Annotated in this window: 19 protein-coding genes; 10 read left to right on the top strand and 9 right to left on the bottom strand. The window is 59.2% G+C overall.

What is annotated here, in order from left to right:
- The first annotated feature begins 215 nt into the window (after positions 1–215).
- Genes ASD00_RS12435 through ASD00_RS12415 form a run of 5 tightly spaced genes read left to right on the top strand, consistent with a single transcriptional unit; the run spans position 216 to position 5,370 of the window.
- The gene (locus tag ASD00_RS12435; protein WP_244496037.1) at positions 216–1,163 is read left to right on the top strand and encodes a hypothetical protein; all 948 of its coding nucleotides are present in this window, start codon (positions 216–218) and stop codon (positions 1,161–1,163) included.
- Positions 1,160–2,044 (top strand): ThiF family adenylyltransferase, encoded by an 885-nt coding sequence (locus tag ASD00_RS12430; protein WP_057206816.1) that lies wholly within the window; start codon positions 1,160–1,162, stop codon positions 2,042–2,044. Before ASD00_RS12435 ends, ASD00_RS12430 begins: the two co-directional genes overlap by 4 nt.
- An 11-nt stretch (positions 2,045–2,055) precedes the next feature.
- The gene (locus ASD00_RS12425) at positions 2,056–3,255 is read left to right on the top strand and encodes a hypothetical protein (RefSeq protein ID WP_057206814.1); all 1,200 of its coding nucleotides are present in this window, start codon (positions 2,056–2,058) and stop codon (positions 3,253–3,255) included.
- Entirely contained in the window at positions 3,248–4,354 is a 1,107-nt protein-coding gene (locus ASD00_RS12420) for a GNAT family N-acetyltransferase (RefSeq protein WP_057206812.1), read from the top strand. Before ASD00_RS12425 ends, ASD00_RS12420 begins: the two co-directional genes overlap by 8 nt.
- Positions 4,351–5,370, top strand: coding sequence for a hypothetical protein (locus ASD00_RS12415; RefSeq protein WP_057206810.1), 1,020 nt, complete (start codon positions 4,351–4,353; stop codon positions 5,368–5,370). The genes ASD00_RS12420 and ASD00_RS12415 overlap by 4 nt, the downstream gene beginning before the upstream one ends.
- Before the next feature lie 21 nt (positions 5,371–5,391).
- Here the strand turns inward: ASD00_RS12415 and ASD00_RS12410 are convergent, their stop codons facing one another.
- The 3 genes from ASD00_RS12410 to ASD00_RS12400 form a co-directional block, all read right to left on the bottom strand.
- Positions 5,392–8,790 carry an acyl-[ACP]--phospholipid O-acyltransferase gene (locus tag ASD00_RS12410; protein WP_057206809.1) on the bottom strand — a complete coding sequence of 1,133 codons (3,399 nt, stop codon included), beginning with the start codon at positions 8,788–8,790 and terminating at the stop codon, positions 5,392–5,394.
- A 91-nt stretch (positions 8,791–8,881) separates the two neighbouring features.
- A complete protein-coding gene (locus ASD00_RS12405; RefSeq protein ID WP_025430564.1) occupies positions 8,882–9,160 on the bottom strand; it encodes a YiaA/YiaB family inner membrane protein in 279 nt (92 codons plus the stop codon).
- A 27-nt stretch (positions 9,161–9,187) separates the two neighbouring features.
- A complete protein-coding gene (locus tag ASD00_RS12400) occupies positions 9,188–9,874 on the bottom strand; it encodes a PspA/IM30 family protein (RefSeq protein ID WP_057206807.1) in 687 nt (228 codons plus the stop codon).
- A gap of 101 nt (positions 9,875–9,975) precedes the next feature.
- On the opposite strand from ASD00_RS12400, the gene ASD00_RS12395 reads away from it, so the two are divergent.
- Positions 9,976–10,572, top strand: coding sequence for a TetR/AcrR family transcriptional regulator (locus ASD00_RS12395; RefSeq protein ID WP_057206805.1), 597 nt, complete (start codon positions 9,976–9,978; stop codon positions 10,570–10,572).
- 217 nt (positions 10,573–10,789) lie between these two features.
- Here the strand turns inward: ASD00_RS12395 and ASD00_RS12390 are convergent, their stop codons facing one another.
- From ASD00_RS12390 to ASD00_RS12370, 6 genes are all read right to left on the bottom strand, one after another.
- The gene (locus tag ASD00_RS12390; protein ID WP_057206803.1) at positions 10,790–12,382 is read right to left on the bottom strand and encodes a gamma-glutamyltransferase family protein; all 1,593 of its coding nucleotides are present in this window, start codon (positions 12,380–12,382) and stop codon (positions 10,790–10,792) included.
- Between the two features lie 128 nt (positions 12,383–12,510).
- The gene (locus tag ASD00_RS12385; RefSeq protein WP_057206801.1) at positions 12,511–12,840 is read right to left on the bottom strand and encodes a type II toxin-antitoxin system RelE/ParE family toxin; all 330 of its coding nucleotides are present in this window, start codon (positions 12,838–12,840) and stop codon (positions 12,511–12,513) included.
- Positions 12,837–13,076: a type II toxin-antitoxin system ParD family antitoxin gene (locus ASD00_RS12380; protein ID WP_171520117.1), complete on the bottom strand. Its 240-nt coding sequence runs from the start codon at positions 13,074–13,076 to the stop codon at positions 12,837–12,839. Before ASD00_RS12380 ends, ASD00_RS12385 begins: the two co-directional genes overlap by 4 nt.
- 562 nt (positions 13,077–13,638) lie before the next feature.
- The gene (locus ASD00_RS12375) at positions 13,639–13,917 is read right to left on the bottom strand and encodes a hypothetical protein (RefSeq protein WP_057206797.1); all 279 of its coding nucleotides are present in this window, start codon (positions 13,915–13,917) and stop codon (positions 13,639–13,641) included.
- A 74-nt stretch (positions 13,918–13,991) separates the two neighbouring features.
- Positions 13,992–14,402: a GFA family protein gene (locus ASD00_RS38670; protein WP_082523528.1), complete on the bottom strand. Its 411-nt coding sequence runs from the start codon at positions 14,400–14,402 to the stop codon at positions 13,992–13,994.
- Between the two features lie 342 nt (positions 14,403–14,744).
- The gene (locus ASD00_RS12370; protein ID WP_057206795.1) at positions 14,745–16,862 is read right to left on the bottom strand and encodes a carboxy terminal-processing peptidase; all 2,118 of its coding nucleotides are present in this window, start codon (positions 16,860–16,862) and stop codon (positions 14,745–14,747) included.
- Positions 16,863–17,648: 786 nt separating this feature from the next.
- Between ASD00_RS12370 and ASD00_RS12365 the strand changes: the two genes are divergently transcribed.
- From ASD00_RS12365 to ASD00_RS12350, 4 genes are all read left to right on the top strand, one after another.
- Positions 17,649–19,355, top strand: coding sequence for an arylsulfatase (locus ASD00_RS12365; RefSeq protein WP_057206793.1), 1,707 nt, complete (start codon positions 17,649–17,651; stop codon positions 19,353–19,355).
- A 186-nt stretch (positions 19,356–19,541) separates the two neighbouring features.
- Positions 19,542–20,447, top strand: a complete 906-nt coding sequence (locus ASD00_RS12360) for an HAD family hydrolase (RefSeq protein WP_348272063.1) — start codon at positions 19,542–19,544, stop codon at positions 20,445–20,447.
- 58 nt (positions 20,448–20,505) lie between these two features.
- The gene (locus ASD00_RS41170) at positions 20,506–21,342 is read left to right on the top strand and encodes a hypothetical protein (RefSeq protein ID WP_057206789.1); all 837 of its coding nucleotides are present in this window, start codon (positions 20,506–20,508) and stop codon (positions 21,340–21,342) included.
- Positions 21,343–21,734: 392 nt separating this feature from the next.
- A complete protein-coding gene (locus tag ASD00_RS12350; protein WP_057206787.1) occupies positions 21,735–23,795 on the top strand; it encodes an alkyl sulfatase dimerization domain-containing protein in 2,061 nt (686 codons plus the stop codon).
- The last annotated feature ends 203 nt before the right edge of the window (positions 23,796–23,998 follow it).

Genomic DNA, 23,998 nt, shown 5'->3' with positions numbered 1-23,998 from the left:
CCAACCATCATCCGTTTTGCACGTTAGGCGAACGGCTTAGTTGGCGTGGTCGAAGTGTGCAGCCGTCGTCGACCTCACGAATAAAGCTAGATTCCATTACAAATTGTAACCGGGCCACCACCTTAAACGAATTGTTTCCTATCGGCTGCAAGAATTAGATGCATGCGGCCGCCGCGCGCGCATTGCGAAGCCGTGAATCGTTGGGACCTAACCCGTTGTATAATCTGCTGGCGATCATCCTGAAGAAGCGAATGGACCTCAAGTTCAAGACATCAGCCGATTTTCGCGCGCGGATTGTCGAGTTTCCCGGCCTCTGGATGTCAGCGCCAGAAATCACCGCCTTGCGGCAAGATCTTCGGGCGGTTGCACACCGGTCGGTTCCGGATGGAAGCCTGGATTACGGAGTCTTTTCGGACAGCGAGGATGTGCTCAATCGAACGATCGTCACGCTCGTATACCGGATATCGGACGGACAGCCGGTCGCGTTCAATGCGTTACCGGTGATAGGCCTCTCCCTATCGGGCAAGCCCGCCGACGTTCTCCATCTGGGACTTGTGATAGTCGATCCCGCGGTGCGCAGTCAGGGTCTGTCCTGGATCCTCTACGGCCTTACCTGTTTCCTACTCTTCGTGCGCAACCAGCTCCGCCCGCTGTGGATTTCCAACGTCACGCAGGTTCCAGCCGTCGCCGGCATGGTGGCCGAGACCTTCAGCAACGTTTTTCCAGCACCGACGCGTGGCGCACGGCGGTCCTTGCGCCAGCATCTGATTGCGACCGAAATCATGGCCTCGCACCGTCATGTGTTCGGCGTCGGTCCCGAGGCCGGCTTCGATGCAGACCGCTTCGTCATCACCAATGCCTATACCGGCGGTTCGGACAACCTGAAGAAGACGTTCGAGGTCGCGCCGAAACACCGCAAGGCAGAATACAACGACTTCTGCGCCGCCGAGCTCGACTATGAACGCGGCGACGACCTCATTCAGATCGGTCAACTCGATCTCAATGCCGCGCAGCGCTATCTCCTCGAAAGTGTGCCGCGCAACGCTCTTGGGAGGCTCGCGGTCGCGAGCTTCGTCATCCTCATGCAACGACTGTTCCTGCCGGTGCTGCATTGGGCCGACGGCAAGCGGCAATGGGGCATATTGAGGCCCTTCATCCGATGAGCGAAATGTCCTTCTACGAGACTTTCACGACGCGCAACATCGGCTTCGTCAGCGAAGCGGAACAGGAGCGCCTTTCAAAAGCGACGGTTTTCGTCTGCGGAACCGGCGGGATGGGCGGCGCCTGCATCCAGGCGCTCGTGCGCGCAGGCATCGGCCGCCTCGTACTCGCCGACATCGATCGTTTCGAAACGTCCAACCTCAATCGCCAGGTCTTCTGCTTTGCCGATACGATCGGGCAAATGAAGGCAGAGGCGACCCGCGACCTGTGCCTCAAGATCAACCCGGGTCTGGCGGTAACCGTCTTCGGACCGGAGTGGACGGACCACGTGGAGCATCTGGTCACCGACGCGGACGTGGTGGTCAACGGCACGGACGATCTCGGCGCAAGTCTGCTTCTTTACCGGACGGCGCGAAAGCAGGGCACGACAATGATCGATGCCTATGCCTCCCCCCTACCCTCCGTCTATGTGACCCGTCCGCAGAACCCGATGCCGGAGGAGCGGCTGCGCTACCCGACAGCGCAAACCGCCTGGCACGCCTTGACGACCGCCCAGCGTGCCGCTGCCTTCCAAAGCGAGGCGGAATACGTGATGGTCCATTCGTCGTCCCGGCACTACATCGATCTGTCGCTCGCCGGCGAGGTGGTTGCCGGCAAGCGCAGCCGCATGTCCTTCGCTCCAATGGTGATCACCACGGGTATGCTGATGGCCTATGAAGGGATCCGTGCGATCCTCGGCACGCCGCACGGCGCCGACCATCGCGGATGGTTCTTCAACCCGCATGCGGGTCGTGTCGAGCATCCGCGCAATCCGCTCGTCGCAGCGATACTCCGGCCGATCGTACGCCGCTATCTCTCGCAAATGACCGCTGCGGCGTCTTAGGCATACAGATCATGAGCCCCTCCCTCATCGCCGACAGTTTTGTCTCGCTCGCCGCCCTCGGCGGCTTGCTGATCCTGATCGGCGCCATCCACGACTTCGACGCAACAAGCCCACTCACCCGCCGCTTCCTTTTCGGGCTGCGCGTGCTTTCGCTGTTGATGGCGAGCCGTGTCCTTTCCTGGTGGACGGGGCTTTTCGTGTTCGAAGCTGCAACGGTAATGGCCGCCGGGCTGGTGCCACTGGCGACGATCATCCTTGCCGAGGGCCTGCTTCGGCGCCATGCGCCGAAGCTAACGAAATGGATCGCGGCAGGAGGCGCGGCGAGCTTCATTGTTCTCGCGCTGTTACCAGCCACCTTCGCGGAGCCCTGGCGCTCGGTCATGTTGTTTGCCTATCAGTTCGTCAGTTTCACGCTCGCCGCGCATATGGCGGTTACGCGCGATCGGGCGAGCCTGTCGAAGGCCGAGAACCAGGCCGTCGACCGGGTGGCGCTGTCGCTGCTTCTGATCCTGCCGCTCTTCGTGACTGATTTCCGTTCCCCATACATCGATATTCCGGTGCGATTGGGCGGGGTCGCGGTGCTGTTCCTGTGCTGGCTGTTGATCAGTCTGGGTCAGCGCACCGTCAGTCATAGGGACACGCTCGCCTCCTTCGTCATCCTGCTCTCCGTCGCACTGGTCGGAGCACTCGCAATCGGTATCGAGAACGGGCTCGGCACCGCCGCCCTGGTGCGCACAGCAACTGTCGTCGTCTGCGCATCGCTGCTCGGGGTCATATGGAAGGACAGCATCACTCTGAGGGCCGAGCAGCGTCGGCAAAGCCTCATTCGCCATCTGGCAGAGGACCGTATCGATGACCCGCTGGACTTCCTGCGGGAGTTGCAGAACCACCCGCTTGTCGAAGGCGCACTGCAACTCGGGGAACCGGAACTCGTCGATTTCGACCTGCCGGCGCTGAAGACGCTCTTCTTAGAGCGACCGCTCCTGCGTGCTGCACAAATCCGGGACCTGCCGGAAACGGATTCCGAACAGCTTGCGTGGCTGCTGGAGAAATACGAGGCAACGCATGTGATGCTTGCGTCCATTCACCCCTTCCGATTGGTCGCCCTCAATATGCCCTCCATCTCAGCAACGCCAGGCGCGGAGACGGAATTGAAGGTCGTGCAACGCATGGCCTTTCTCATTTCGCAGAGGAGTGCGGGTCATGATTGAGATTCGCGAAGGCGACCTGAAGGCCTTCTTCTCGGCTCCATTCGAGATCTACGGCGAGAAGGCGCCCTATGTTTCGCCGATGTTTGGCGACCTGAAACGGTTCCTGTCCGCCGAACAGAACCCACTTTTCAACACGGCCGCCGACTTCGCCTTCTTCACCGCTCATGAAGGTGCTGCCGTGCGCGGGCGGATCACGGCGCACGTTCATCGTGCCTCGAACACCAGGTTCGGCCAGGCGCGAGGCTATTTCGGCTATTTCGATTGCAGCGATGACGGGCGGGTAGCCGCCGCGCTGCTCGAACGGGCGGAGGACTGGGCAAGGGCGAGGGGTTTCACTGAACTCCTCGGCAATTTCAATCTGACCGCCATGCAGCAGGTTGGCATCATGACCGGCGGTTTCGAGAATGCACCCTATACCGACCAGATATGGGGGCCACCCTACCTCCCGCGGCTCCTGGAGGCGGCGGGCTATTCGGCGACCTTTCCAATGAGCACTTTCGAGATCGATGTCGGGGCATCGACGACGGCCGGGCTGCTGGCCAAGGGACAGATGCAAACCCTCCGCGAAGAAGGCTTTCGCTTCTCGCCGATCCGTCGTGCCACGCTCGGCCAGCGCCTGGAAGACTCGCGATCGATCCTCAATGAAAGCTTCTCGGATAATCCGATGTTCGTACCCGTCACTCGCGCGGAGTACGAATTCCAGGCCAAGGAGATGAAGTGGATCATGGACCCGCGCATTTCGGCCGTGGTCGAGAAAGATGGCGTGCCGGTTGGTTCGGTGATCGCCATACCCGATGTCAACCCGATGCTGAAAGCGATGGGGTCACGGCTGGGGTTAAGTGCTCCCTGGCATCTCCTAAAGCACCGTTTGCGGCGAAGGCGCGCCGTCGTCATCTTCCAGGGGGTGAAGCCGGCACACCAGGGGCGCGGTCTCAATCCGCTCATGCTCGCCCACGTGCTCGGTCAAATGCAGCGGGCCGGATATGAAAACGCTGGCGGCACCTGGATCGCCGATGCGAACGTGGCGAGCCTGCGGCAGGCCGAAAGGGCCGGCGCCCGCCCCTTGCACCGGCTGCATCTGTTCGGGAAGACCTTATGAAACGGATCGATGCCGCCGCCCTGGCAGATCTCGCAGGCTTGGCGAACCTGGCGCCATCCGTCCACAACACCCAGCCGGCCCGTTGGGCGCTGGACGATGAAGGTCGCATCCTGCTGGTCGCGGATCTGTCACGACAACTGCAGATCGGCGATCCCAGTGGGCGCGACCTGGGCCTTTCCTGTGGCGCCGCGCTCGAAGGCATGGTGATGGCGCTTGCAGCACGTGGAACCGGCACCGTGGTCGAAGACCTCTGGAACGACAATATCCTTTCCTGGCGGCACGGTTACCGGCTGGTCGCACGGCTCATCCCTGATGGAGAAGCGATTGTACCGCAGCTCGGCGACTGGATCGAAAAGCGCTTTACCTGGCGTGGTCCCTTTGCGCCGGCGTCACCGGAGACGGCCGCTGCCGTCGAACGCTGGGCGGCGGAAGCCGGCGACGGGACGCACGCCTGCGGGCATGACGACCTTTCCTTCATTGCCACGCTCAACGATCAGGCAAGCCTGTCGATCATGCGGGATCGTGCGTTCCGCGACGAACTGGTCGCGTGGATGCGCCTGTCGCCCGCGCATCCCGCTTATCGTTTCGACGGCCTCAATCTGGAGGCGCTACGCATGGGACCGTTTGAGGGTGCCGTGGCCGGGCGCGTGCTCGGCTCACCGCTTTTCGAGCTCGCGGATCGCATCGGGCTTGGCAAGACCCTTGTGACGGAAGCGGCAAAGACGATGACGGCGACGGCCTGCCTCTTCTTTCATCGGCCCGCCCAAGAGACACCGGTTGCGTCCGGACGGGCCTTCTATCGCTTCTGGCTGGGCTTCACCCGTTTCGGTCTTGCAGCTTGGCCAATGGCGGCGCTGGCGGATACAGACCGGACCGCCGACATTCTGACGAAACGCTTCATGCTTCCCGCCGGCCACCGGCTTATCAACGTGCTGCGCGTCGGCCCTGCACCTTCGACCCTTCCCAAATTCCGCTTGCCACCGGCTGAGCTTGTCGTGAGCTTGAAGCCGGACTGAGCCGGCTTCGCCCAATTCGCCTCAGGCAGCCTCTTGAGCTTTCGCCTGCTCGGCCAGCAGGCGGTGAGCGCTGACGAAGTCGACCTTGCCAGAACCGAGCACGGGCACCGGGCCCACCTTCACCTCGGAGGGAATCATCATGTCCATCGCACCCTTGCTCTTCGCGAAACTCATGAAGGTGCTTCGCGTTGCGTCCGGTGCATCACTCAGCATGACCAGGCGCTCGCCCTTCTTGCTGTCGGGAAGTGAGACAACGACTGTCAGGTTGCTGGGCCAGAGCTCACCGGCCAGTGCTTCGACCGCGGCAAGCGAAACCATCTCGCCGCCGATCTTGGCAAAACGCTTGGCGCGGCCGCGAATGAAGATGAAGCCGTCCTCGTCGACCGTGACGATATCGCCGGTGTCGTGCCAGCCGTCGGGCGTCGGCTCGAGCACGCCGGGGTTCTCCGCCCTCAGATATCCGGCCATGACGTTCGCACCACGAACGAACAGTCGACCGCCGTCGATGACACCCGGCACGGGCTCCAGCCGGTACTCCATGCCGGGCATGATCTTGCCGACGCTGCCCGCCTTGTTGAACATCGGCGTGTTCAACGAAATCACCGGTGCGGCCTCGGTTACGCCATAGCCTTCGAGGATGCGCACGCCGAACTTCTCCATATAGAGGGCGCGCGTCGCGGCCTTGACCGGCTCGGCACCGGCAAAGCAGTAGCGGATGGAACGGAAGTCGTAAGGATGAGCCGTGCGCGCGTACCCGTTCAGGAACGTATCGGTACCAAAGATGATAGTGGCATTGGACGCATAGATCAGCTCCGGAACGATGCGGTAATGCAGCGGCGACGGATAGAAATAGACGGGTACGCCGGAAACGAGCGGCAGGATGGTGCCAGCCGTCAGGCCGAACGAGTGGAACACCGGCAGGATGTTGAACACCTTGTCGCCGGAATGGAAGTCAATGCGCGAAGCTGCCTGCGCGGCATTGGAAAGGATGTTGCGGTGCGTCAGCACCACGCCCTTCGGCGTGCCTTCCGAGCCGGAGGTAAAAAGGACTACCGCTGGATCGTCCGCGGTGCGTCGCGCCAGCGGCTTTCCCTTGCGCAGGAGGCCCAGGAGCTTGTCGGCAAGTCCAATCGTCTGGCGTAGATCATCAAGCCAGACGATCTCCACCGTCCTGGACATTTCTTCGACCACCGGACCGAGCTTGGCCTGGGCCACGAAAGCGCGCGAGGTCAGGACGTGGCGCACCTCGGCAGCCTTGCATGCCGCAAGGATATTGGCCGCCCCGGCGGTGAAGTTCAACATGGCCGGTACCTTGCCCGCAGACATGGCGCCGAGGATTGTTGCGACGGAGCCGTTGGCATTGGGAAGCAGCACGCCGAGCGTCCTGCTCTCGGGGAACATGGCCTGGAACTTCGCACCGAGCACCGCCGCTCCGGTCAGGAGCTTGCCGTAGGAAAGTGAGCCAGTCAGCGGGTCCTGCACGGCAAGTCGGCGGAAGCCACGCTCGTGGGCCGTTTCGATGACTTTTTCCAGCACGGTCACATCTGTATCCGTCGTGCGGAACATCAGCATCGACATGATCTGGTAGAGCTCGGCTCCCGCAGCGATACGGCGCTTGCGGCCCTTCAGTCCCTCCGGCACGGAGAGGCGGACGGGCTCCAGGATAGTGACCTTCACCTTCGGGAACAGGCGACGGCGGACATGAAGGGAAGAAAGGCGCGAGAAGTAGCTTTTCTCCAAGCCGTCGATCCGAACCGGAACGACCATGGAGCCGGTCTTGTCGGCGACCATGGCTGCACCGTCATAGACCTTCATGAGCGCGCCGGTGACCGTGATGCGACCTTCGGGGAAGATGACGAGCGGATCGCCGGCGTTGACGGTCTTGATCAGCGTGCGCGTTGCCATCGGCTTCGAGGGATCGAGCGGCAGGAAGTTGCACATCTTCAGGAAGGGCCTCACCCACCAGGCCTTGGCAATGGCGTAGTCGACCGCGAAGGTCGGCTCTTCGTCAGTGAGCGCCAGCGCCAGTGCACCGTCGAGGAAAGAGACATGGTTGAGCGCGATGATCGGCGCACGACCCGCCTTCTTCAGATTGTCGAGACCATCGACCTCCAGGCGCAGGAAAGCGCGGAAAAGGATGGACACGAAATCGCGGAAAGCATTGGTCGGCAGGGTCCGTAGCATCACCCAAGCAGCCACGATATTCACGGCAGCAAGGCCGAGGAAAAGCGCCGACATCGACGTGCCGGCGGCTTGCAGCCCGGCGACGAGACCGCCGCCAACCGTCATGAAACCGGCCGAAAGCACATTGGCGGCAGCGATCACGCGGGAGCGCTGGTCTTCCTGAGCCCAGGCCTGCAGGGCTGCAAATGTCGGGACGACGAGGAACGCGCCGGCAATGGCCATGCCGGCGAGGTCGATGGCTATGCGAATGGTATAGGGACCGGTGAAGAAGGCCGAGAGTGTTTCCGCAGTGCCGATTGCCTCGACATGGGCGACACTCCAGGCAAGATCGAAGCCGAACAGCGCCATGATCAGCGTGCCCAAAGGCGCCGGCAGGAGCACGATACGGCCGGCCGACATCCAGGCGGCGATCGCCGAACCAATGCCGACGGCAATCGCAAAGACGGCGAGATAGGCGGTTATCGCCGTTTCGCCGCCGCCCAGATGGTCTTTCACCAGCGGCGGCAGCAGCGACAATACAATGGCGCCAACTAGCCAGAACCAGGAGGCCATCAGTGCCGAACGCCAAAGGCGGGTGTCGCCGCGAAGCGCGTTGACTAGGCGGCCGGTCGACTTGAAGATGTTGCGCTCGACAACAAGCTGCGGTGCCTTTGCGCCGACGCGGGGAATGAAGCGGCTCGACATCCAGCATGCAACCGCGAGCCCGAGCATCATCGGCCCGAAGACCCAGGGATTGACACCTTCTGCGGCCGCAAGGCCGGCGACGATCGTGCCGGCTAGGATGGCGATGAAAGTCGCACCCTCGATCCAGGCATTGGCGCGTGGTAGCTCCTTGCGCTCCAGATGATCGGGCAGGATGCCGTATTTGACCGGCCCGAAGAGCGCCGAGATGACGCCGAAGAGAAAGAGCGCCACCATCAGCACCGTGACGGAGGAGAGCGCGATGCCGACGACAGCGACGGCTGCGGCCGCGAGCTCCAGCCGTTTCAGCCGTTCGGCCATGATGGCCTTGTCGAACTTGTCGGCAAGCTCGCCGCCAAGTGCTGAAAAGAGCAGGAACGGCGCCATGAAGACGGCGCCCGCAAGTGTGACGAGCGATGCCGCCTCGTTTGCCGCCATCTGAGCGAGAATGAGGAAGACGAGCGTGTTCTTCAGGAAGTTGTCGTTGAAGGCCGACAGGAATTGGGTCCAGAAGAGCGGCGCAAAGCGCCGAGTAGTCATGAGATTGTCTTTCACGGAACGCCCCCCCTTTTTTGAGCGTTCTAGATGAAAATCCTTGCCTGCTCGTTCACAGGTTGTGCCTTCCGACATCAAGGCTAATGCTCGGTTAAATGTCGTCGCTCTTGATGCCCAGCAGCAGCTTTTCGGTCTTGGCGTCGTCGATCCTGCGGATGAGCTTTTCGGCTTCCTGGTTGTCGCGCAACGTCTTGGTGACGTTCACCGTCGTCTGCACCAGCATCAGGATACCCATGGCGAGATAGCCCTTCCCCCAGAGGTCGAGCGGCATCATGTAGATGCCGAGCGCCAGCATGAAGGCGGCAAGACCGAAACTTGCATAGGAAAAGCTGGTCCAGGCGGGCGAGTGTTTCATCAAGCTGTCGTTCATTGTCGTGCTCCCTGTGCGCTATGGGGTTCAGTGGGTCTGGCTAGTCTTGCTGCGAAGTCGCTGGAGGACCTCCTCCCCTGTCGTGACGAGCGGCCGGCCGCAGCCGGCCTGTGCGAGCTTCTCGACAATGGCGGTCGGATCCTGGTCACCTTGCAGATCTGTCAACGCATCGGACATCAACTCTGCTTCCCGCTGGCGCTTCTCGAGCCGGGCGAGGGTCGCCTCGGCATCCGCAAGCGTTGCGGACTCGTGGTCCGGGACGTCGCGGGTGAGGCGTTGGGTCCGGTCGCGTGCGACCGCAAGGCGTTCGCCGCGGCGCAGCGCCCCAAGGCGCATTTCGCTCTGCCGCACCGCATGCTTCAGACGTTCTATTCCGCTTGAAAACTCCGCCTGTACCTGGCGGGCGTTTTGCAGCTCTGTTTCCAAGCAGGCAATTGAAGTGGCCGCCTCCCGGGCAAGGTCCTCCCTGCCCTTCTCAAGGGCGGCGACGGCGCGCGTTTCAAGGTCCGCAATCCGGGCGGAAAGCCGCTCGGCATTTTCCTTCTCCAGATGGTTGCGGGCCATGGCCACGGCGACGGCCTTGCGGGCAGCTTCGACACCCCGTGCGCCGTCGCGGATCTGCTGAGCCAGAATGGGAAGCGCGTGGCGCTCGCCAAAAGCCTCATCTGCCGCATGCGCGCGGCCACGTATCAGGGTCAGAACATGTTTGAACATTGTTTCACCTCCCTATATATGAACATCGTTCAATGTTCTTTTCTCACAAAAATGAACATCGTTCAAGTTAAAAATGAACACTGTTCAAAAAGGCACAGGACATGACCGACAAGCGGCAGGCGAAGAAGGCGGACCTGAAGGCAAGGCTCATCGCCGCGGGTACGGATCTCATCCGCGAGCAGGGCCTAAAGGGGTTGCGCGCGCGCGACATTGCCGAGCGTGCAGGGGCTGCCTTGGGAGGGCTCTACACCGTTTTCGATGACCTTGATGCGCTCATCCTTCGCGTCAACTCCGACACGCTCAAGCGCCTGGAAACGGCGTTGAATTCTGCCGTGACACCTTCAGCCGAAATCGAGGAAACCTTCCTCAATCTCTCCCTTGCCTACCTGAAGTTCGCGCTCACCGAGCGGAACCTATGGGCGGCGCTGTTCGAGCATCGGATGCCCGAGGGTGTTCCCGTTCCCGATTGGCATCTTGCTGAACACGCCTTCCTGATCGGCCTGATCGCTGCACCGCTTGCACCGCACCTGCCGGATGCCTCCGCCGAGGACGTGGCAATCCGCGCCCGCACGTTTTTTTCGGCCGTGCATGGCGTGATCGCAGTTAGCCTGGAAGGTCGCTTCGTGGGCATAACGCCCGAATTGCTGGAACGAGAAGTTACGGTGCTTGCCCGCCTTCTTGCGCACAACGCCAGCTGAGACCGGAGCCCGCAGGATGCTCTTCCCAGCCACACTAAATCAGCTTGGTTGCGGCTGCTCTGGCCCAAGTATCTAGTCTGCAAATTGTTGATTGATTTCGGTCAACGTAGATTTCAATCCTGCTTGTCCATTTTCGCATCCGGCATCGCTGTAGCATAGGGTGGCTGTCAAACATTTGGGGAGCCGTCCATCTCATCACTCCACCTGTGAGGCAAAGTTAGTAGCCCAACGCCATCCCGTCCTTACGGGCGTCCGACCCTCCGATCAGAATGCCACGCTCCCAGTCAATCCGGATGGCCTGCGCTCCGCCGATGGCGCGGAGGGACGGCTGAACCTTGAAGCCACGCCGTTCGAGTTCGGAGCCGATGCTTGTGCGGATGGCTTCCTCGGCTTCGACCGTCGCTGTAGCGGGCAGAGGAAAGAGGCGCGGCAGGTCAATGGCGGTTTGAAGATCGACACCGCAATCGTAGAGCCGGGATAACAGATGAGCATGGCCCATAGCCTGGTAGTGGCCGCCCATCACACCGAACGGCATCACGACACGTCCGCCCTCGGCGACCATTCCCGGGATGATCGTATGCATCGGACGCTTGCGAGCCGCGATTTCGTTGGGGTGACCTGCCGCAAGCGAAAAGCTCTGACCGCGATTGTGGAACAATACGCCTGAGCGTGGCGCCATCAGCCCGCTGCCATAGGAACTGAATATCGAATTGATGAAGCTGACCGCGTTGCGGTCGCGATCCACCACGCAAACATAGACGGTATCCTTGTGCTCGACGGTGTCGAACGAGGGCAGCGGTTCGGTGACCCGATCGAGGGAGATGCTTCGGGCAAGGCGATCAGCAAGTGTGCTCGACAGCATGCGCTCGACGGCCCCATCCGACAAAGACGGATCGGCGACCATCGCGTCGCGCGCGGCGTAGGCGAGCCGTGTTGCCTCGAGGAGGAGATGCAGATCATCGGGGTCGAACGGGTCGTTGGACAGCGAGAAACGCGAGAGGATGTTCAGGATCAGCAGGGCGACGACGCCTTGGCCGTTCGGCGGGCATTCGTAGATCGTGCGGCCGCGATAGGTCGTGGAGATGGGTGTAACGTAGTCTCCTGCAGCGCTGGCGAAATCGTCCAGGGAGTGATAGCCGCCGAGGCCGCGCAGATAGTCCACCATGTCCTCGGCGATGGCGCCGCGATAGAAGGCGTCCCTGCCGTCGCGTGCGATCGCGTCGAGTGTATCCGCAAGCAAGGGTTGGCGCTGCACGCTGCCGATCGCCGGCGCCTCTCCCGCGACCAGGAAAGTGGCACGGGTGGTTGGGTCGGCAGCCAGGAGATCGCGCTGCATGCCCAGGTCGGCGGCGACACGGGGCGTCAGCGCATAGCCGTCGCGGGACATCGCGATTGCAGGCTGAAGCACCTCGGCCATCGACATCCGGCCGAAGTCGCTCAAGAGGCGGCACCAGGCATCGACCGCTCCAGGAACCGTGACCGCGTGAGGAGAAGAGCGCTCGATTGCTGTCACACCGTCGGCACGCAACGCATCGCGGCTCAGTACTACTGGCGTCAGGCCCGAGCCGTTATACGCGCGAATGTCGGTGGATCCTTCCACCGCGATCATTGCGAAACAATCCCCACCAACACCAGTCGAACCTGCCTCGACTACTGACTGAACCGCGACGGCCGCCACCGCCGCATCGATGGCGTTCCCTCCTGCCTTCAGGATCTCGATGGCCGTCAGGGTTGAGGCCGGATGTGAGGTTGCCGCCATCCCGTGACGGGCGACGGCCAGCGACCGACCAGGATCTTCGAAGTTGCGCATGACGTCCCTAAAGTCTTCCCAGCTATCTGCTTCGTCACTCCCCCGGCGCCAGCGCAAGTGACCTTGGCCAGAGGTCGTGCATTGAGTGGTGGGGCACAGCGGATACAGCCGTGCAAATCTCCGCGCAGTCAGTGACTATCCGACCCCTGCATCCACTGCGGGGTATCGCGCTTGGCATGAAGTACACGCCACACGTCGATGCAGCCGGCCTGCTCATGATAGAAAACAAGATACGGGTATCGATTCAGAGCGACGCTCCGCAATTCAGGTAATCCCAATTCGTACGAGTACCCCAACGATCCGGACTCCGGATGGCTCACGATCAAATCGTAAGCCGCTTGAAGAGCGTCGATGAAGCCCAGCGCGACAACAATTGCGGCCTCGCGTGCGTAATAATCGACGGTCGCTTCGACATCACTGCGCGCCAATTCACGTGGAATAATCGGTTTGTTATTCACTTGCTCTGCGGACCACGAACTCGATCGCGCAACCCGGTGAAATAAGCGGCGTCGGCCGGTTCAGTCTGCGCAGAGGAAGCTCCATCAAGCAAGAGCCTGCGTAACGTGAGCCGGTCCTGATCTCGACGGATCAATTCTCGGATATACTCACTGCTCGTCCCATAGCCCCGCCCAGCGACTTGCTCATCTACGAAGCTCTTCAGATAGTCCGGCAGGGAAATGTTCATTGTGCTCATAGAAACGAGCATAGCCGCTTTGGCAAAAATTGGCAACGACGTCCGCCAACACCCACCGGACGTACAAATGCGGCCGCATGCCCGGGCGGAGGGTAGACCCTGATGAAATTCGACAACGAGAAGGCGAACTCGGCGCCCGGCTTTCATCCCATGCTCATCCGGCTGAAATGGCAGCATGCGAACCCGCGACCTTCTGGTTAGAGGCGGACGACCTACCGGGCTGCTATACGCCGACTTCAGAATTGAAAACGAACCCAGCTGCTCCAGTTTATAAAGTACGGGTAAACACGCTCAGGAGGAGCAGTTATGAGCAGAAACACCGTTATTGGCGTCATTGTCGCCGTCGTCGTAATCATCCTTGCCGTTGTCTTCCTACTCCCTGGCAAGACGACCACAACGGAAACAGCAACACCCCCGGCGACTACGACTGAGCCGACGACTCAGCCCTCGACGACCCAGCCTTCAACGACCCAGCCTTCAACGACTGCGCCAGCTCAATAGGGTATACCGACGAGACTACTGTGAGCACGCGACCGACGCCGAGTATCGCGCGAGACGGCGGTCATTGGGTGGACGCGCCTTCGTAACTGGTGAGGTATGCCTCGAAAATTTGATGGTTCGCCCAGACACTTCGAGAGATTTCATCCTCGGTCGCCCATTCGGCATCGGAATCGTTGAGTAGGGTTAGAAACGCACTCTTGCCCTCGACTTCTTCTGGCGATCGATAACCCTGCTCGCACTCCTCGCAGTGTGCGTAGACATCTCCGGTTTCGCTCTCACGAAAGAGAAAAAGCCGGCCGTTCTGACAGCTCGGGCAGTTGCCTGCGTGAAATTGCATCATGGCGGGTCAGAATCCTCACTATGTTGCCAGCTTATGGCTAGTGGTTCGGCCACGCGGTCACCTGCCGATTCATCCTAATGTTGGCCGATTGGGAGACCTTGGAAAGGCTCTACCGTGTCGGCGACCTTCACCCACTTATGTTTCGATTGCTCGAATACTGATATGGCAGGTGGCGCGAACGCCGGGTCGGCAAATGAACCTACAGCCACCCCGATCCAGAACGGCGAGACATCGGCCTTCCAATAGACGGTCGAGCCGCAAGTTGGGCAAAAATGCATTCGGACCTTGCGACCGCTCTCGGCAGTACGAATGAATTCTGCAGACGTTCCAGATATTTCGACACAGTTAATCGAGTAGAACGCATTAGCGCTGAACGGTGCACCAGTTCTTCGCTGGCAAGCGAAACAGTGACACAGCGCAGTCAATTGCGGCGGTTCGCGAAGCATCAGTTTAAGAGCGCCACAGGCGCATTGGGCATTGGCCATGGAAACTCCTCCCGCTTGCGCGGTGAGATTACGTTGGATTGGGGCTGAAGCGCAGGCCCGAACCGCAATTCCATTGCGGTAGGCGATGCGAAGGGGCTGAAACCTGATACAATTTCAGGAAGCCCTAAGGTAGATCGCGGAAATGCCGGAGTCTAGGAGAAACTCTTCGGACCGCCAAACGCGGTCATGCCTGACGTGAAGGGATCTGAACCCCCAGTTCAGCATGCCGCGCTTACGACTGGACCATGGCGCGCTACGCCGTACTTCTCCTGTAATCATGCCGCTGCGAAGAACAGAGACATGATCGCAAGCGGCGCATACTGTTGCGCCGGCCGGGTACGATTATTTTCCTTCCGTGTTTTCCGATTGTCCTGTGGCCGCCTTCACCACCCCTTCCTGCAAATCCGCCTCATCGGCAAGAATCGCCGCGGCCTCGTCCAGCAAAACATCTTTTGCGTTCTTGCGGGCATTCTCAATGGCAATATCAGCACTCAGGCTACGCTCGTTTGCACGCAGGCCATCATCTTCGCCAGTATTTGCGCCATCGCCTGCTTGCGCCCGAGACTTCATTCGAATTTCTCGAGCCGTCAATTCCCTACGACGTTCGGCTTCATTGAGGGAGACAACCCCTTTGTTGCGCTGCGCTTCCACGTCCGCAATGTCTTCTAACAGGCGTTGGAAATCCGGATTGCTCTCAACCCGAGCTTCATGGCGGCGTTGAAGTGTCGGCAACAACGCCGTTATGGTGCCGATGGGCTTATAGGTCGCAGGTTTGATCTGAGCCCACGGCAGGGCATTGTCATAACTGGTCTCGCCAAAGCGAGCCGGATCAGAAAAACTCGGCAAGCTGATATCAGGCGTCACACCGTGCAACTGCGTCGTGCCGCCGTTGATCCGGAAAAACTGCGCAATCGTGACTTTCAGGTCACCCAATTCGGGTTTGCTGTTGCGAACCACCTCGTCAAGATTCACGACAGTTTGAACGGTACCCTTACCGAAACTGGGTTCGCCAACGATAACGCCCCGACCGTAATCTTGGATTGCCGCGGCGAAAATCTCCGAAGCCGATGCCGACCCGCGATTGATGAGGACACCCACAGGGCCGGTCCAGACAGGCGCTGGAAAATCAGCGCTTGATACCGCGACCTTACCGTCACTATCGCGTTGCTGAACGACCGGGCCGCCGCCGATGAACAGGCCGGTCAAATCGATCGCCTCGTTCAGTGAACCGCCGCCATTGTTGCGCACGTCAATGAGAACGCCGTCGACTTGTTCCTGCTTCAGTTCATCGAGAAGCTTTCGGACATCGCGGCTCGCGCTTCTATAGTCCTTGTCTCCTTTGCGTCGGGCTTCAAAATCCTCGTAGAATGCCGGCAGAGTAATCACCCCGATTTTACGCGTGGCTTCGCCCACTTTCACAGACAGGACGGCCTTCTGGGCTGCCTGCTTTTCAAGGCTGATCTTATCGCGCACCAGATTGACAACCCGATGGGTGGCATCCGCTCCAGCATCCGCCGGCAGGATGTCCAAGCGCACGATGGACCCTTTTTTCCCTCGTATCAGTTGCACGACTTCATCAAGGCGCGTGCCAACCACTTCCTTTATCGCCCCATCCTTGCCTTGACCAACGCCGGTAATGCGGTCTCCGACCGAGAGCTTGCCAGACAACTGCGCCGGCCCGCCAGGCACGAGCTCACGGATCGTCGTGTAGTCGTCGCGCTCCTGCAGTACCGCACCGATGCCAACCAGCGAAAGTTTCATCGCGATATTGAAATCGGCCGAAGCAGCCGTGCCGAAGTAGTCCGTGTGCGGGTCGACCGACGTTGTGTAGGCGTCCATGAACGACTGGAAAACATCATCGCTTTTATACTTGTAAGCGCGCTGCAGAGCGTTTGCATATCGCTTGTCGAGTGTTTCGCGAATGGCCGCGTCGGTCTTGCCGCCCAGTTTCAACCGCAACCAGTCGCTTTTTACGCGTTTGCGCCAAAGCTCGTTGCTCTCGGCCTCCGACTGCGGCCAAGGGGCCGTATCGCGCAGCACGGAAAAGTTCTCCTGCGCACCGAAATCGAAGTCCTGTTTAAGCAAGTTGCGCGCGTAGTTCATGCGGTCGACAACGCGCTTCCCATACACATTGAAGATCGCAAACGGGATCTTCAAGTTTTTCCGTTCGATTGCGTCGTCGATCTCGTTGCGGTCCGACATGAACCTGTCGATGTCCGCTTGCAGGAAGAGCGTGTGGTCCGGATCAAGTGATTTGATGAACCGATCCATGATCCTGGCCGACAGGGCGTCGTCGAGTGGAACGGGCTTGTAGCTGAAACGCGTGAGAAATTCCGCACTCAACTGAGCGGCTTGTGCCTGTTGCTTAAGCGGCGCCAAAACAGGCGGTGCGGCGACTTCAGCATATGCGGACTGTACGATTGCAAGAAATGCACCAAGGAAAATGTATGATATGCGCATTCAGCGTTGATCCAATTCTTGATGCCGAGTGTCGATACGCGATCTAGGTGAAGCAATTATGGCTTTTTGGCAACTAGGTGGATCATGCGCGCCTCCGACGACCCTTCGCTCAACGAGGTTTACGCAAACTGCGGGCGGCTCAGGAACGCAAGGTGGCCCTGGCGGATCATCCCAAATGCGTCCCAGGTGTCGTTGGGAGGAATTCCATAAAACTCGTCAAAACCCTGGTTCTGCGGCTGGCTATAAATTGGGCTGCCGAGGTGCCATTCCATTCATCGCTGTGGCGTAACCGGCATCATGCAACCCTGGACTTCAGCTTCTAGAGGGGCAGGTGCGCATTAAAAGGCCGTCTCGGTCGAGGCCTACGTGAGTAAGCCATTGGCATTACTCTTTGAACGTCCAAGTATCGAAAATGCAGATTGTCGACTGCAGCGTGCTTTTTAAAGAGAATGCACGTCTTGAAATGCCCTCCTCCTGCACCATGATTATACGCGAGCGTGAGCGATCTCTCGTCGCATTGATGGGCATATCTTATGCGCTACGACCAGATCCACCGAAACTGTTTAGGTGGAAGCTGTTCGACCTGATGCTATGCAGATCCGGCCAAACTGGGCCATTTGTTCTGAGCCGTGTTCGTTTTAAGAATTGGGTAGCAGCTTTGCATCGTGGCGCTGCACACTCTCGACTGCGTCGCAATGGCAGCACCCACGCCTTCGCATTCAACTCTTCTCGCGCATCAAATCTAGTGAATGAACCTTGCAAGGTTCTCTGAGGGAGGGACGTGAAATGCCTCGCATAAAAGCAACGTGCATCGCAGCAGCATTGACGGCGGTGAGTAGCCTTTGGGCCGGCACAGCAATCGTGCAGGCGCAGGAAACCAAGCCCAACATCCTGTTTATCATGGGCGATGATATCGGCTGGATGCAGCCAAGCATCTATCACCAGGGCCTGATGGTGGGTGAAACGCCCAACATCGATCGCATCGGCAATGAGGGTGCGAAATTCATGACCTACTACGCTGAACAAAGCTGTACGGCTGGTCGTACCGCGTTCATAACCGGCATGCAGCCGGTGCGTGTCGGCATGGTCCTGCCGGAAATTCCCGGAAGTCCGTCGTACCTGCGGGCGGGCACGCCTCACCTTGCCCGGTTCCTGAACGATCTCGGCTATTCGACAGGCGAGTTCGGCAAGAACCATCTCGGGGATACCACCGAGTCCCTGCCGACTGCCCATGGTTTTCAGGAGTTCTGGGGCTATCTGTATCACCTCGACGCCATGCAGGGCGTGAGCTTCCCCGACATCAACAAGACGCCGACAGAGCAGGGGATCGCACCTCCTTGCAGGAATACGCCAATCCCCGGGCTGACCGAGAATCCTGCGGCGGTCGATCCGAAGACAACAACGTGCCTGACACCACCGCGCCCCATGCTAGCGTGCGCATCCTCCGACGGAACCCCTGAGAATCAATCTTGCAAGGACGAAGGGCCGTTGACACTGGAGCGCTCCAAGACGATTGACGAAGAAATCTCCGGCAAGGTCATCGACTTCCTCGACAGGAACGACCCTGAGAAAACCAAGAAGCCCTTCTTCGTCTGGTACAATCCGGCACGCATGCACATCACCACCGTGCTGCCGGACAAGTACCTGAACATGGTTGGCGAGCCGGGCGGCAAGGACTGGGGCGTCAACGAAGCTGGTATGAAGCAAATGGACGACAACATCGGCTACGTGCTGAAGAAGCTCGAGGAGATGGGAGAACTCGACAACACCATCGTCGTCTTTACCACCGACAACGGTGCCGAGACGATTACCTTTCCCGACGGCGGCACCACTCCGTTCAAGGGCGGAAAGCTCAGCACCTGGGAAGGTGGCATGCGCGCTCCGCTGGTCGTGCGCTGGCCGGGCCATATCGAACCGGGAACGGTCAAGAACGAGATCTTCGCATCACTCGATTGGCTGCCGACATTGGTGAACATTGCTGGCGGCCCGAAGGGTGATGGGCTCAAGAAGGAGATCGAAGCGGGCAAGTATCCGAAAGTTGTCAAAACCACTCTCGACGGGATCGATCAGCGCGACTTCCTGGAAGGTAAGGCACCATCCGCGCGCGACTCTTTCTTATACTATTCCGGCAAAGAGCCGTCGGCGGTCCGCTTCAAAAACTGGAAGATGTATTTCGCGATGGTCTCCGATGACCCTGCGGGCTTCATTTCCGGCGTGCAGCCCTATTCCTGGACACAGGTCGTCAACATTAAGCGTGATCCGTTCGAAACTTCGGTCGGTCAGCAGATCAAGACACTCTTCGGCATGGGGGGCGCGATCGCCTCGCCTTCGACGGCCTATGTCTATGACTGGAACATCCTGCCCATCGGGCAGCAGCTGTGGCTGAAGCATCTCGAGACCTACATCAACTATCCGCCGCTGCAGGACCCTGCAAGTTATAATCTTGAGCAGGTCATGCAGCAAGTTAAGGAAATGAAGACAGGTCACGACTGAAACGCTGTCGAATAGCGACATCACAACGGACGCTCTTCGGGGCGTCCGCATTCTTGTTTTATCCCGGATGGAGGGTTCGACATGCGTTCGGGTCACCTGACTGTAATTTATCTCTGGCTGTATGCGCTCCTCGCGGCCACTGCGGCTCAAGCTCAATCCGATCCCCTGCCCTCTTGGAACGACAACGTGGCCAAGCAGGCAATCGTCGAGTTCGTGCAGGCGACCACCGACAATACAAAGCCCACTTTCGTGCCACCCGAAGAAAGGATCGCAACCTTCGATCAGGATGGTACGCTTTGGGTCGAACACCCGATGTACAGCCAGGTGATATACTGCCTGGAGCGGGTTCCGGCTCTGGTGAAGGAAAAACCGGAGTTGAAGGACATCGAGCCTTTCAAGACCGTGCTGACCGGCGACAAGGAAGCGATCGCCAAGCTCCCCATGGCGGATCTCGAAAAGATCCTTGCTGCCACGCTTACCGGCATGACGGTGGACCAGTTCGAGGCCGAGGTCAGCAAGTGGATCGCATCGGCAAAGGATCCGCGATGGAAGCGCCCCTTTACCGAACTCACCTACCAGCCCATGAAGGAGGTTCTTGGTTATCTGCGCGACAATGGCTTTAAGACCTACATCGTCACAGGCGGCGGCCAGGACTTCGTGCGTGTCTACTCCGAGAGCACATACGGGATCCCTCCTGAACAGGTGGTGGGGACAGCCGGAGGAACGACCTATGGTTATGGAAAGGACGGAAAGCCCTTCCTGACCAAGGACCCCAAGCTTCTCCTCAATGACAACAATGCCGGAAAACCGGAGGGCATCCATCTGATGATCGGGAGACAACCGATCATCGCTTTCGGCAATTCAACGGGCGACAAGGAGATGCTCGAATATACCGAAGCGGGGGACGGCCCCCGGCTTTCCGTTCTCGTGCTGCATGACGACGCAGAACGAGAATATGCCTATGGTCCGGCAAATGGTTTGCCTGTGACCAAGGTCGGCACTTTCACGCAGGAACTTTACGACGAAGCCATCAAGGACGGCTGGATCGTCATCAGCATGAAAAACGACTGGAGACGAGTGTTCGCGGACTGACCGAGCGGCTTCGCCTGCTCATACGCATTTCAAATGCCCCGAAACGCAGGAGGTAGTTATGAAACCCAGAACTGCTGTCTTTCTTTCCGTATTCCTTGCCACAAGCCAATTTCTCGTCCCCGGCTCGGTTTTGGCGCAGGACGCCGATGTCAAGCCGCACGTCCCGCTTGCCAAAACGATCGGCCAGGTATCACCGACAGGGCCGGTTCCATCGCTTTTCGTCCTCAACTCTACGGGCGCAAAATTGGAGGGAACCACGCTCACAATGACGGGCGTTTCGATGAATTCAATCGTCTTCGCCGATCGGCCAATTCGTGCGGCCGGTCATCTCACGACCGAGCAGTTCGTCATGCAATGGGACGAAGGCAAAGGCAGTTTTTCCACAGATCCGCCCAATGCCACGATTTCGGTCCTTGGCGGGAACGGGTCGAAGGTCGAAGATGCTGTAGTGACGATTATGAAGCCAAAGCTCTCGGGTGGGAACCTGACGTTCGAAGTGGCGGTTCTTGAAGGAAGTCTTTCGGGCGGAAGCGGCCCTGCAGCACTGTTCATCGACCGTGGCGGCTTTGGCGGCGGTGGCTTTGGCGGTGGTGGTGGCTTTGGCGGTGGTGGTGGCTTTGGCGGTGGTGGCCGTGACTTTGGTGGCGGCGGCTTTGGCGGCGGGGGCTTCCACGGAGGCGATCGAATGGGGGCCGACGTTCATGTGAACGATGTCCACGCCAACTATTGGCACGCTCCAGATTATCATGGCGCTTGGTATGCCGGCGCCGGGCTTGCGACGGGGGCCGCCATTGGCGCAGCCGCCACCGCGCCCTACCGCTACGGCTACGGTTATGCCAACCCCTACTACAACAACTACAACCAGTGTGGATATTACCCCTACCCGCCCTGCTAAAAGTTGTTCGCTGAAAATGGTTCGAAATCTGTCGAGACAAGTCGGAGTGACGTGCAAGAGCCCGTCGCTCCGATCAAGCGACCCGATCTCTTCAATCTGCGCGGAGCCTGCCAACAGGAGTTGCTCGCGGCCGACGACGTTACCGCCTTCTTTCGTGGACGGGGCGCCGAGTTGAAGGAGGGTTTGCTCGATCGTCAAGGCGTTGCACCAGCATAATGTTCGGGTGCGCGTGCTGAGCAACTAGCTCGGTTCTAACAACTAGCTCGCCGCGCATTCGGTCTATGCCAATACCCGCATGCGCCACCCGAGAACGGCCTCGAGCTTAACGAGCTGCTCGTAGTCCTGATGGCGGCGCCTAACGGCGCGCTTCAATCTGTCGAAGGGAGAAGGCCGTGAGCAGACGACTTAGACTTTGGGCATTTGGTGCAATTATTGCTGGGTCACTCGGAGGCGCGTCGATTGCACAGGATCAACAACATTTTAGCTCGAAGGGAAAGATGCCCTCGCAATTCACGATCAAGGCGCAACAACAACAACGGCGGCTTCTACCTTTTGCCGACAAACGAGACTTCGAGGAAGCTGAACGCGGTTTCATAGCTGCTCCGCCCTTTCGCAAGATCATGAATGACAAAAGCGACGTGGCCTGGAACATGGACAATTGGGACTTCTTGTTAAAAGGTAAGGACTTCGACAGCGTCCACCCGTCGCTGCAGCGTCAAGCTCTGCTTAATATGGAATATGGCCTGTTCGAAGTTATTCTGGGCATCTATCAGGTGCGCGGCTTCGATCTTGCGAACATATCGTTCATCAAGGGCGATACTGGTTGGATCATAATCGATCCCCTGACGGTCAAGGAAACGGCGCGTGCCGCCCTCAAATTCATCAATGAAAAGCTTGGCGAGCGCCCCGTCGCCGCCGTTATCATTTCTCATTCCCACGGCGACCACTTCGGCGGTATTCGTGGCGTCGTCGATGATGCTGCGCTCGCGGCTGGAAAAGTCCAAATCATCGCCCCCAAGGGGTTCATGAACGAAGCAATTGCGGAAAACCTCTATGCTGGCAACGTCATGACCCGGCGCAAAAGCTACACCTATGGCGACCTTATGCCTTCGAGCCCCTTCGGACAGGTCGATGCGTCCATAGGCAAGGCCGTCGCCAACGGAGAAGTCGGCATCCTTCCGCCGACGATCAGCATCGACCAGCCCATTCAAGAACTGACCATCGATGGCGTAAGAATGGTCTTCCAAAATACGCCGGGGACTGAAGCGCCAGTGGAGATGAATACCTGGTTTCCGGACCTCAAGGCATTCTGGGCGGCCGAAAACATCGTCGGCGGCCTTCACAATGTCCTGACACTGCGAGGCGCACCTGTGCGGGATGCCCTGGCATGGTCACAATACATCAACGCCGCGCTCTATCAGTTTGGTAACAAGGCAGATGTAATGTTCGCATCCCATAGCTGGCCGCGTTGGGGAAAAGAGCGGATCACCGAGGTGCTGCGCGGACAACGCGACATGTATGCAAACCTGAACAACCAGGTCCTGCACCTTGCAAACATGGGCGTGACCATCAACCAGATTCACAACGTCTACGAGCCGCCGAGGAGCCTCCAGCAACAATGGTTTGCGCGTGGTTACCACGGCTCCTACCAGCACAACAGCCGAGCTGTCATTCAGCGCTACCTGGGTTTCTGGGATCTGAACCCGGCTACATTGGTGCCGTTGTCGCCGGAAGATTCAGCACCGCTTTACATCGAAATGATGGGCGGCGCCTCCAAGGTGATGGCCAAAGGCCAGGATCTGTACGCTAAGGGCGAATATCGGCTTGCAACCGAAATTCTGAACAAGCTCGTCTATGCGGAGCCAAAAAATCAGGACGCAAAGAATCTGCTCGCCGACACGTATGAGCAGATGGGCTACCAGTTCGAGAGCACCGCCCTCCGACACAGCTTCCTTGCCGCCGCGAAAGAACTGCGAGACGGCGTTATCGCCGTGAAGGCGGCAAAGGCAGGCAGCCCCGACTTCGTGCGCGGCACCGGCACGGAGCAATTCCTCAACTACCTGGCCATTCAGATGGACAGCCGCAAGGCCGTGGGCATGCACTTCAAGATCAACCTGTCGACGCCCGACAACGGCGAGAAGTTCGTTGTTGAAATGAGCAATGCCACACTGACCACGATCGTCGGCTATCAAGCCGATGATGCTGATCTAACCATCACCATCGACCGTCGCGAACTCGAAGATGTGATGATCGGCACGGCGAAGCTATCTGACAAGGTTTCTGCCGGGAAGGCAAAGATGGATGGCAACCCTCAAGTTCTTACTCAACTCGCGTCGACCATGGTCGAATTTGACAATTGGTTTGAGGTCCTACCGGGCACAAAGAAGCAGATTGAAGTCTTGCCAAAGCCAGAGCTTCTGCAGGACGACGCGACCTACTACCAAGGGCCTTAAAGGGGCGGCACCTAATGGTCACAACAATAGAGCCGCGGGGCAAACTCAAATGGTGTCCGCTGGGGAGCTGGTTTCTCTTTGGCGCCAGAAGGAGACGCAGGTCCGGCAGGAGTGCGCCAATTGCGGTTGTTTGCCAACGGACTCAGCCTGCGGAAATAAGGTTAACATTTTAAGAGCAAATGCTGTCACGACGATAATCCAAA

The organism is Ensifer sp. Root31, assembly GCF_001424825.1.
Classification (GTDB): Bacteria; Pseudomonadota; Alphaproteobacteria; order Rhizobiales; family Rhizobiaceae; genus Ensifer; species Ensifer canadensis.
Note: the sequence above shows the minus strand (reverse complement) of the source record. Positions and strands in the feature narration are given on the sequence as shown.

Coding starts and splice junctions, on each gene's coding strand:
- ASD00_RS12405 (WP_025430564.1), bottom strand. CDS start 9,160: ATGAACGACAGCTTGATGAAACACTCGCCCGCCTGGACCAGCTTTTCC.
- ASD00_RS12400 (WP_057206807.1), bottom strand. CDS start 9,874: ATGTTCAAACATGTTCTGACCCTGATACGTGGCCGCGCGCATGCGGCA.
- ASD00_RS38670 (WP_082523528.1), bottom strand. CDS start 14,402: ATGGCCAATGCCCAATGCGCCTGTGGCGCTCTTAAACTGATGCTTCGC.
- ASD00_RS12395 (WP_057206805.1), top strand. CDS start 9,976: ATGACCGACAAGCGGCAGGCGAAGAAGGCGGACCTGAAGGCAAGGCTC.
- ASD00_RS41170 (WP_057206789.1), top strand. CDS start 20,506: ATGAAACCCAGAACTGCTGTCTTTCTTTCCGTATTCCTTGCCACAAGC.
- ASD00_RS12390 (WP_057206803.1), bottom strand. CDS start 12,382: ATGCGCAACTTCGAAGATCCTGGTCGGTCGCTGGCCGTCGCCCGTCAC.
- ASD00_RS12380 (WP_171520117.1), bottom strand. CDS start 13,076: ATGAGCACAATGAACATTTCCCTGCCGGACTATCTGAAGAGCTTCGTA.
- ASD00_RS12365 (WP_057206793.1), top strand. CDS start 17,649: ATGCCTCGCATAAAAGCAACGTGCATCGCAGCAGCATTGACGGCGGTG.
- ASD00_RS12415 (WP_057206810.1), top strand. CDS start 4,351: ATGAAACGGATCGATGCCGCCGCCCTGGCAGATCTCGCAGGCTTGGCG.
- ASD00_RS12425 (WP_057206814.1), top strand. CDS start 2,056: ATGAGCCCCTCCCTCATCGCCGACAGTTTTGTCTCGCTCGCCGCCCTC.
- ASD00_RS12375 (WP_057206797.1), bottom strand. CDS start 13,917: ATGATGCAATTTCACGCAGGCAACTGCCCGAGCTGTCAGAACGGCCGG.
- ASD00_RS12370 (WP_057206795.1), bottom strand. CDS start 16,862: ATGCGCATATCATACATTTTCCTTGGTGCATTTCTTGCAATCGTACAG.
- ASD00_RS12430 (WP_057206816.1), top strand. CDS start 1,160: ATGAGCGAAATGTCCTTCTACGAGACTTTCACGACGCGCAACATCGGC.
- ASD00_RS12420 (WP_057206812.1), top strand. CDS start 3,248: ATGATTGAGATTCGCGAAGGCGACCTGAAGGCCTTCTTCTCGGCTCCA.